General features: G+C 59.5%; 4 protein-coding genes and 1 pseudogene. 3 read left to right on the top strand and 2 right to left on the bottom strand.

Annotated elements, in window-relative coordinates; translation table 11 throughout:
• The 3 genes and pseudogenes from AC1D1P_RS16580 to AC1D1P_RS16570 all read left to right on the top strand — a co-directional run.
• A pseudogene (locus AC1D1P_RS16580) lies at positions 1-399 on the top strand (guanylate kinase); the annotation flags it as partial.
• A gap of 42 nt (positions 400-441) precedes the next feature.
• A complete protein-coding gene (gene rpoZ / locus AC1D1P_RS16575; RefSeq protein ID WP_011482283.1) occupies positions 442-645 on the top strand; it encodes a DNA-directed RNA polymerase subunit omega in 204 nt (67 codons plus the stop codon).
• A 109-nt stretch (positions 646-754) separates the two neighbouring features.
• Positions 755-3001 carry a RelA/SpoT family protein gene (locus AC1D1P_RS16570; protein WP_477673722.1) on the top strand — a complete coding sequence of 749 codons (2247 nt, stop codon included), beginning with the start codon at positions 755-757 and terminating at the stop codon, positions 2999-3001.
• On the opposite strand, the gene greB is transcribed toward AC1D1P_RS16570, so the two are convergent.
• The gene (gene greB, locus AC1D1P_RS16565; protein ID WP_477668272.1) at positions 2998-3564 is read right to left on the bottom strand and encodes a transcription elongation factor GreB; all 567 of its coding nucleotides are present in this window, start codon (positions 3562-3564) and stop codon (positions 2998-3000) included. The two genes, AC1D1P_RS16570 and greB, sit on opposite strands and share 4 nt — an antisense overlap.
• A 44-nt stretch (positions 3565-3608) precedes the next feature.
• On the bottom strand, positions 3609-3863 hold the full coding sequence (locus AC1D1P_RS16560; protein ID WP_457282185.1) for a hypothetical protein: 255 nt from the start codon (positions 3861-3863) through the stop codon (positions 3609-3611).
• Between the last annotated feature and the right edge of the window lie 156 nt (positions 3864-4019).

Genomic DNA, 4019 nt, shown 5'->3' with positions numbered 1-4019 from the left:
CATGTACACGGCCACCGCTACGGCACCTCGCGGCAGACCATTGAGGAGCGAATCGCCACCGGCGCCGACGTGATTCTGGAAATAGACTTTCAGGGCGCGATCAACATCAAACGGATTTTTGCCAATGCGGTGCTGATTTTCATACTCCCGCCAAGCTGGGAAGAGTTGCGCTCGCGCCTGCAGCGGCGTGGCGAAGACAGTGCCGAAGTCATCGAATTGCGGCTCAAAAACGCGGCCACCGAGATGGCCCAGGCCCGGGAATTCGACTTCGTTATAATTAACGAGTTATTTGAGCGGGCAGTTTTCGACCTGAAAACCATTGTGCATGCCCAACGGCTCAAGTTTTCGGCCCAGCGGCGAGCCCGCGCCGAAACCTTCCAGGCCCTTCAAATTCCCTGATTTCACCCGCTTTCCCCGTTATCGATCACACCGGAGATCACCATGGCCCGCATTACCGTTGAAGACTGCCTCGAAAAAATCCCGAACCGCTTCCAGCTGGTTCTGGCTGCCACCTACCGTGCACGCATGCTCAGCCAGGGGCACGCCGCCAAGATTGAAAGCAAGAACAAGCCTGGCGTCACCGCCCTGCGCGAGATCGCAGAAGGCAAGATTGGCCTCGAAATGCTGAAAAAAGTGCCCTCCTGAGTCAAATCCGGCACCGAAAAAAAGCACCGCAATGCGGTGCTTTTTGCATTTATGGCCTCATAAAGTCCATTTTTTTCATGATTTATTCATGCCGCGATACATTTAAGGCATGAGCGCCATGCTTTCGCCTGTTGTTTCGAGCAAGTCGACCCCCGCCGCCGCGAACGCAGCAGCGGCAAGCTTTGCTGCGCTCACGGCGAAACTCGACTACATGAGCGCTGCCGACATTGACAATGTCCGCCGCGCCTATCGCTTTGCCGATGAGGCCCATCTGGGCCAGCTGCGCAACAGCGGCGAACCCTATATCACCCACCCTATCGCCGTCGCGCAACAATGCGCCGAGTGGAAGCTGGATGCACAGGCGCTCATGGCCGCCCTGCTGCATGACGCCATTGAAGACTGCGGCGTCACCAAGCCCGAGCTGATCGAGCGTTTCGGCGCGCCGGTGGCTGAACTGGTGGACGGGCTGACCAAACTCGAAAAGCTGGAATTCAACACCCGGGAAGAAAACCAGGCTGAGTCTTTCCGCAAGATGCTGCTGGCCATGGCACGCGACGTGCGGGTCATCCTGATCAAGCTGGCTGACCGGACGCACAACATGCGCACGCTGGGCGATGTCCCGCGCGCCAAATGGACCCGAATCTCGCGCGAAACCCTGGACATTTACGCGCCCATCGCCCACCGCCTGGGCCTGAACACGACCTACCGGGAATTGCAGGACCTTTCCTTCCAGCACCTGCACCCCTGGCGCTACGCCACCTTGACCAAGGCGTTGCAGAAGGCCCGCGGCCGCCGGCGCGACGTGATCAAGCGGGTGCAGGGAGAGGTCGAATCGGCCTTTACCGGCGCCCATGTGCCGGTGATGATCTCGGGACGAGAAAAGACGCTGTATTCCATCTACCGCAAGATGGATGAAAAGCACCTTTCGTTTGCCCAGGTGACCGATCTCTATGGGTTTCGAGTGATCGTGAAAGACCTGACGGCCTGCTACACAGCCRTGGGGGTGTTGCACCAGCTCTACAAGCCCCTGCCCGGAAAGTTCAAGGACTACATCGCAATCCCGAAGATCAACGGTTACCAGTCTCTGCACACCACGCTGGTTGGCCCCTTCGGTACCAACATCGAGTTCCAGATGCGCACCGAAGCCATGCATGTGGTGGCGGAATCCGGGGTCGCGGCGCACTGGCTCTACAAGGCCACCGACCCGGATGGCGACGCTTCGCAGCGGCTGGGGACACAGTGGCTGCAATCGCTGCTCGACATCCAGCAGGAAACACGCGATGCGGCCGAGTTCTGGGATCACGTCAAGATTGACCTGTTTCCCGAGGCGGTCTATGTGTTCACGCCGAAAAGCCAGATCATGGCCATGCCGCGCGGCGCGACCATCGTGGACTTTGCTTACGCCATTCACAGTGACGTGGGGCACCGGGCCGTGGCGGCCAAAGTCAACGGCGAGCAGGTGCCACTTCGCTCAGAGCTGCATAACGGCGACGTGATCGAAATCATCACGGCGTCGGTCTCCAGCCCCAACCCCGGCTGGCTGGGATTTGTACGCACGGGGAAAGCCCGCTCCAAAATACGCCACCACCTGAAAACCATGGCGCTGTCCGAGTCGCAAGACCTGGGCGAAAAAATGCTCGCGCAGGCGCTGCGTGCCGAGGGCATCGAACGCGAACGCCTCCCCGACGACGATGAAGCCCACCACGCCACCTGGGAAAAGATCCTGCGTTTTACCGGCAACCGGTCACGTGCCGATCTGCTAACCGACATCGGGCTGGGCAAACGGATCGCCAGCATGGTGGCCAAGCGCATCGTCACCCTGCTTGCCGAAACCGGTGAAAAACCCAATGCCCTGCTCATGAGCCGTGAGCGCTACACCGCCCATGAGTCTGTGTCGCAAGGCGCGCTGGTGATCGATGGGAGTGAAGGCGCCTCCGTGCAGTTTGCCCCCTGTTGCCGCCCGATTCCTGGCGACGGCATCGTGGGCTACCTGGGCCGCGGTGAAGGTCTGGTGATACATACTGATGACTGCGCTGTCGCCAAGCGACTGCAGCACCGTGACAGCGAGCGTTTTATCGCCGTGGACTGGTCCGACGAGCCTGTGCGGACGTTTGAAACAAACCTCTTGGTCACCGTCTCCAATGGGAAAGGGGTCCTGGCGCGAGTGGCGGCTGCATTGGCCAGTGCCGAGGCGGACATTACCCATGTCGACATGGGCCAGGAGCCTTCGCATGACGCCACGGACCTGCGCTTCGGCGTGGCCGTGCGCGACCGCATCCACCTGGCTTCCGCCTTGCGCAGCGTGAAGCGCACACCTTCCGTACTGCGGGTGCAACGCGCCAAATCGTCCGGCTAATCCGCTGTCGATTTGTCCGGTGCGGGATAGTCCACTTTCAGTACCTCGAGCGCCTGTACACCCTGCGGAGTCATGAGACTTACTTCATCGCCAACACGCGATTTGAGCAGCGCTCTGGCGACAGGTGATATCCAGCTGATTTGTCCTTGGGCGCTGTTGGCTTCGTCAATGCCGAGAATGGTCACGACTCGCTCGACTCCTTCGCCATCGGCGTAGGCAACTGTCGCGCCGAAAAAAACCTGGTCGCTACCGTGGTGCACCGACGGGTTGCTGATTTCCGCAATTTCCAGTCTCTGCGTCAAAAACCGGATTCGCCGGTCGATTTCCCGCAGCCGCTTTTTGCCGTAGTGGTAGTCGCCGTTCTCGGAGCGGTCTCCATTGCTGGCAGCCCAATGAACGATTTCCACCATTTTGGGACGTTCGCTGTCGATCAGGTCCAGAAGTTCGCTGCGCAGGTGTTCATAGCCCTGTGGTGTGATGTAGTTTTTGCCGCCTGCAGGCAGGGGTGCGAGCGTCGGCTCGTCGTCCTCCGGCTCGGTTTCTTTGGTAAAGGCTTTGTTCATGCTCCGGCCACCATAGCATTCATGGCTGCCGGCCGTGAATGCACCTAAAAATCTTCCATTTTCAGCACGAGGGGATTTTCAGGCGTGTAGCTCACACCCGCCACGACCAGATCAGCGGCCCGGGCGTGAATCATTTCAGCATCCTGTTCATACGCTTTTTTCAGGGAGTCCGGCCCAGGCACGGCGCCGAAGAACTCCTCCATCGCCTCGCGCGAAATCCTGACGGGAATGGTGCTGCCCGCGTACGACAAGCCAAAACTGAGCCACTCGCCGTGGTCCTCGACATTCAGTGATCCCATGTTTCTCCTCCGGAATTAGGCTTCCAGAATAGCGGAGCTCTTGTTGGACGTACAGCCCGTCCGGCGCCGCCCAGTCCCAGGAAAACCACTATCGCGATGGCAACGGTATGAAAAAGGACCCCAAAAGCGGCCCCCCGGAAAGAAAAATAGCCTAGA

This window comes from Polaromonas sp. P1_E1_2 (assembly GCF_056406035.1).
This window is presented reverse-complemented; position numbering and strand designations above follow the sequence as displayed.